The 5,450-nt window shown below is 43.5% G+C and carries 5 protein-coding genes; 1 reads left to right on the top strand and 4 read right to left on the bottom strand.

What is annotated here, in order from left to right:
• Nucleotides 1–15: 15 nt before the first annotated feature.
• On the top strand, nucleotides 16–867 hold the full coding sequence (locus ACW12G_RS05950) for a MurR/RpiR family transcriptional regulator (RefSeq protein ID WP_455647501.1): 852 nt from the start codon (nucleotides 16–18) through the stop codon (nucleotides 865–867).
• Nucleotides 868–908: 41 nt separating this feature from the next.
• Here ACW12G_RS05950 and udk read toward each other — a convergent pair whose 3' ends face one another.
• The 4 genes from udk to ccpA form a co-directional block, all read right to left on the bottom strand.
• Entirely contained in the window at nucleotides 909–1,541 is a 633-nt protein-coding gene (udk, locus tag ACW12G_RS05945) for a uridine kinase (protein ID WP_010002051.1), read from the bottom strand.
• Nucleotides 1,541–2,254 (bottom strand): acetolactate decarboxylase, encoded by a 714-nt coding sequence (gene budA, locus ACW12G_RS05940; protein ID WP_068850501.1) that lies wholly within the window; start codon nucleotides 2,252–2,254, stop codon nucleotides 1,541–1,543. The genes udk and budA overlap by 1 nt, the downstream gene beginning before the upstream one ends.
• A gap of 143 nt (nucleotides 2,255–2,397) precedes the next feature.
• Nucleotides 2,398–4,257, bottom strand: a complete 1,860-nt coding sequence (locus tag ACW12G_RS05935; protein ID WP_455647500.1) for an acyltransferase family protein — start codon at nucleotides 4,255–4,257, stop codon at nucleotides 2,398–2,400.
• Nucleotides 4,258–4,374: 117 nt separating this feature from the next.
• The gene (ccpA, locus tag ACW12G_RS05930; protein WP_048700120.1) at nucleotides 4,375–5,382 is read right to left on the bottom strand and encodes a catabolite control protein A; all 1,008 of its coding nucleotides are present in this window, start codon (nucleotides 5,380–5,382) and stop codon (nucleotides 4,375–4,377) included.
• Nucleotides 5,383–5,450 lie beyond the last annotated feature (68 nt).

Below are 5,450 nucleotides of genomic sequence, written 5' to 3'. Positions count from 1 at the left end.
GTAGGAAGATGCCCCATGGCTCGCAATATTATCGCGCAACTGCGCGCACAAAAAAATCAGTACAATGCGACTGAAAACAAATTAATTAATTATATTTTAGCTGACACAAAACGTGCGCAAGAAGCAACCATTCAAGAACTGTCTAACGGCTCTGGGGTGTCCACGGCAACGATTTCACGCTTTGCGAAAAAAATTGGCTTTGACTCATTTCGTGAATTTTCTGTGGCCATTGCTAGCGCTGCCTCAACCGCAACGCCCGTTGACTTTTTCGGTGAAATTACCGATGACGACGATACCATGGCGATTTCACAAAAAGTTTTTGCGGGTGCTACCAATGCTTTACATGCCACGTTAAATCATTTAACCGTTGCTGATTTGGAAACTGCTAGTGGTTATCTGATCGCAGCACGGCGTGTTGGCTTTTTTGGTATTGGCGGTTCCTCCATTGTCGCCTTTAATGCGTATCACAAGTTCTTAAGAACGCCTCTCGATGTCATTGCGCACCCAGATTATGACATTCAACTCATGCAGGCTGTTAAGTTAGACCATGACGATGCGGCCGTGGTGATTTCTCATTCTGGTCGCAACAAGGATACATTACTTGTTGCCCAAAAGTTAAAACAAAATGGCGTGAAAGTCATTGCCATTACGTCTTTTGCGGACTCAGCGCTGGCAAAAATTGCGGATTTAGTCCTGTTGTCGTTGGCCGAAGAAATCAATTTCCGTAGTGAGTCGATGAGTTCGCTCATTGCCCAAATCACTTTGATTGATACGCTCTTTACCCTGGTGGGGTCCTATTTTTCACAAAATACCCAAAACGTGGTCGATAATATGCGTAGCGTCATCGAAGAAACACGCGCCCATTAACTAAAAAACAACCAAACGGTATGACCCTTTGGTTGTTTTTTTTAATCTTTTTTCAACATGGCTTTTGCTTGGTTGGTTAACATATCAATAGCGACAAGGTTTTCGCCACCTTCAGGTACAATAATGTTGGCATAACGTTTTGTGGGTTCCACGAACTGATGATACATTGGCTTCACGGTTGCCAAATATTGCTCAATCACCCCACGAACCGTACGGCCACGTTCTTCAATATCGCGTTCAAGCCGGCGTAGGAAGCGAATATCGTCATCGGTATCGACAAATATTTTCATATCCAAAAGATCACGGACACGCTCATCATTAAACAATAAAACACCATCAACAATCACAACATTAGCTGGTTCAACCCGTTCCACTTGTTTAGAACGCGTATGGTTGGCATAGTCATAGATTGGCTTATCAATGGGTTCATTGCGCAATAAACGCCGCAAATCAGAAACAAAAAGATCCGTTTCAAATGAATCTGGGTGGTCATAGTTCGTCAACACCCGTTCTGACATGGGCTTGTCTGACTGATCCTTATAATAAGAATCTTGTTGTAGCAAAATTGCGACTGATCCATCAGCCGTTAACCGTCGGACTAATTCCCGACTAACTGTGGTTTTACCTGAACCAGAACCACCTGTAATGCCAATCACTAAAGGTTTATTTGCCATTATTGTTGCCCTCCTTCACTCGCTTCAATTCCGGCCAGTAAGCCATCAAAATCAAGCGTCATCTCGCGGTATGCCGGATCATGAATTGGTAGATGTTGTAAAAACTCATCAAATACTTGCAGCGTCCCTGAGATTTGGCTTGCTGAAAAATCTAAAATGTGACCGGCAAATTGCAAATCATCCGACAAGAAATGCACGTGCCAACCGGCGGCCGTTGGGCCATTAAAAATTTGCGGCGCAAAATAACCCACAACCGTACCTGTCACGTTTTCACGTTCAAATTCCGGTTGGTTTTCCGCAACGGCCAACAAACTTGGGTATGGTGGGACCTGTTTAGGCGCAATGCGTACATGCACACGAGAAAATTCGCCGTGAAACTTTACTGCCGCAAACACATTTTGTAACTGTTCTGCTTTTAGTTTTGCACTTAACGTTGAAAAATCAACTTGTGAAAACGGTAATTGTTGCGTCGGCGTATCAAAATGTACCGAAGCAAACGGCATCAACGTATCTGGGTTTGTAATGTGGTTAACTTGTCCATCACTTTGCGCTTGATAGACTTCGCCATCTAACAAAATGACTTCACCATCTAAGCCTGTCAAAGTGCCAATGCCGGTATCGCCATGTTGTCGCAATTCAGCAACTGTAATCGTGCCTTGCATTTGTTTGCCCATAAGCATTGCCAATGTTCCGTGCTGATATAAACGACTCATTTTATTATATTGATGTGCCACGCGACACACTTCCTCCAAATTATACTGTCTTATATTTTAAGCGAATAAAAATCGACTGTAAAGGGTTACGGCTTTTTTTATTGCTAGACCCCAAATAAATAAAAAAACTACCTGACGGTAGTTTACTTAACACCTGACACGCGGCCCACCGTTTCAACGAGTAACCGAACATACTGGCGATCGCCCAACGGTCCTTGATGTACCCCATCATCGGCAAACCAGTCACCGTGTTGCTTGGCAACTGCGTACCAATCAACCACGTGCAAATTCTTATACGTTTTCTGCGCGGTTTGTAACAATTGATTGTTACTATCCTGCCAAGGACGAGACTGCACAAAGTTATTCATCCAATAGACCTGACGCTTTTTACCGGCAATTGCCATAATTTGATCTAAGTCTTGCTTCTTAATCGTCCCATTTGTCCCTAAGCCAATGAGCAGATTATCTGCTAATGGTTGTGCGGCTGCGGCCTGCGCCATGATTTTTGGTGTTTGATAAGGTTGTCGACCGACTGCCGCATCCACCACCATATGCGGATTAACTTCTTGTAGATAAGGCGCAGCATCTAACATGACCGAATCACCAAAAGCTTGAAATGGCATGGCTTGGAAAGCGAGATACTGGGCTGGCTGTAAGCCATAATTTTTAACAAGGGCTTGCTGTTCTGGTGACAAGTGCGTCGACTGCCCTTTTTTAGCCGCACTGGTGTCACTATTTTTCTTGGCCAACGCGTTGCGTTTTTCAACCGCTGCTTGGTTTTGGCGTAATTTCTTTTCCAAGGCCGTTTCTGGTCGGGCTTGACCAGCTTGTGGTAACAACAAACCATAACCAATCAACACGATGACCGCACTTGTGGCCGCCAAGACAATAAAGAAGCGATTACGTGATTCGGACAAATGTGCGATTTGGCGCTTAAAGTAGTCCTGTCGTCGGAAAGTCGTTTCGACAAACCGATAACTCAACTCACTCACAGCCAGCACAATAATCACTTCTAAAAAGAGATGCCAGAAGGTTGGCCGATAATTTGGCATAAACTTTTCATAAAAGATAAAGACGGGTAACTGATAGAGATAAATACTATAACTCCGTGTCCCCAGATACGACATCACCGGATTATCTAATCCCTGACTGAGCCACGATGACGGATGTGCCACTACGGCAATAAGAATAGCCATAATGGCAGTCATCAAGTACATCAAACCATAATACGTCGCTGGGATTTGGCCATTTAACCATAAAAAGCCAATCATCGTTATAGCTAATGCCACACCACCGACAATGTCTAACCCCCTTTTAACTTCAGGATGCACTGCCGGATTGAGATGTGTTGCGGGCCAAATAAAAGCTAACGCTGACCCAAGTAAGATAGCAAAGAGACGCGTATCAGCACCATAGTAACTCCGGTTAATGTTACTAGGATCATACAACACCGCCATTAACACCGCGCTGATAACCGACAGTCCCAACAACCCAAGCGCTACATATTGGCGTTTTAGACGTAGTTTTAAAATCCCCCATAAAACAAACGGCCAAATGAGATAAAACTGACCTTCAATCGACAATGACCACAGATGGGTAAAGGGTGAAGCACCGCCAAATTGTTGGAAATAAGATTCGCCATGGCCAATGGCCCAAAAATTATAAACGTACAACAAATTAGTCAGCACAACATAGCGTAAATTATAAATCAGTTGTCGATCAAATAAGAAAATAATCGTCACCGTAATTAATAATAAGACCACTAGTGCTGGGTAAAGACGCTTAAGCCGGCGCGCATAAAATTGCCACGGTGCAATTTTGTCATGACGATCATATTCTTGGATTAACAGATCTGTAATCAAATAACCTGATAACACAAAAAAAAGCGGTACGCCCAACCAACCCCCAACGATATGAGTTGGTAAAAGATGAAAGGCAATAACACCAATAACGGCAATGGCACGCAGGCCGTCAAATCCTGTGATGTAACGTCTTTTTCTCATTTGGAACGAACCCCTTCAAGCACTAATGGCAAAATAAAAAGCAAACTACTCTCACTAGTTTACTTTTTTAACGTTTAAATGTCAATTGTTACTATTATATTTCTTTAAAATGAGAAATCAATCAAGGGTTGTCCCGCGACGTTCTAATGTATGGGGTAATTGTACCTGTGTATCGTCAATAATTTCATTATTCATCAACTTCGTCAACATGCGCATCGCCACCGCCCCAATGTCATACTTTGGTTGCCCAATTGACGTTAATTCTGGCCGTGTCACAATGGCAAACTTGGTGTCGTTAGACGTGATAATTTCAAAGTCTTCTGGCACGCGTTGACCGTGTTCTTGCACATAATTCATAATACCCAAGGCCACTTCATCATCATAAGCAATGACGGCATTTGCCCCTGCTTGCAATACTTTTTCAGCAATTTGCATCCCTGCCGCATAATCTTGATGCGCCGTAAAGAGCAAACCTTCATCAAATTCGATACCAGCAGCCTCTAAACCTGCTTGATAACCAACTAATCGATGCAAGCGATTAATGGCATGTGACATTGGCCCTGTCACTAGCGCCACACGACGATGACCATGATTAATCACCGTCTCTGTTGCCTCCTGAATGGCGTTGACATAGTTGATATTGACACTTGGCAACTTGCCTTCGCTGTCTACTGAACCCGCTAACACCACGGGCGCATCGGCGGCAGCAATTGTATTCAAGACTTCGCGATCTAACTCATTACCCATGAAAATAATGCCATCGACTTGTTTGCTAGACAAATTGTTCACAGCCATTGTTTCCCGAACTGGATCTTCATCCGTATTGGTCAACAAGACATCATAGTGATACATATTCGCCACGTCATCAATCCCACGTGCCAATTCGGCATAGTACATATCAGTGACATCTGGCATAACCACGCCAATTGTTGTTGTTTTCTTTGAAGCTAACCCACGGGCAACAGCATTCGGATGATAGCCAAGCTCTTCAATGGCATCAAGTACCTTACGTTTTGTAGAATCGCGGACATTGCTATTGCCATTGACCACCCGTGACACAGTCGCTAGCGACACCCCGACACGATTCGCCACATCATAAATTGTTGCTGAACTTTTTTTCTGCATAGTTAACCTTCTTTTACATTTATCTTTAAGAAACCGTTTAAATGTTCAAATACCTCTGTTTATTATAG

The organism is Leuconostoc sp., assembly GCF_965300815.1.
The sequence above is the reverse complement of the archived record's forward strand: the minus strand, read 5'-3'. Positions and strand labels throughout refer to the sequence as shown.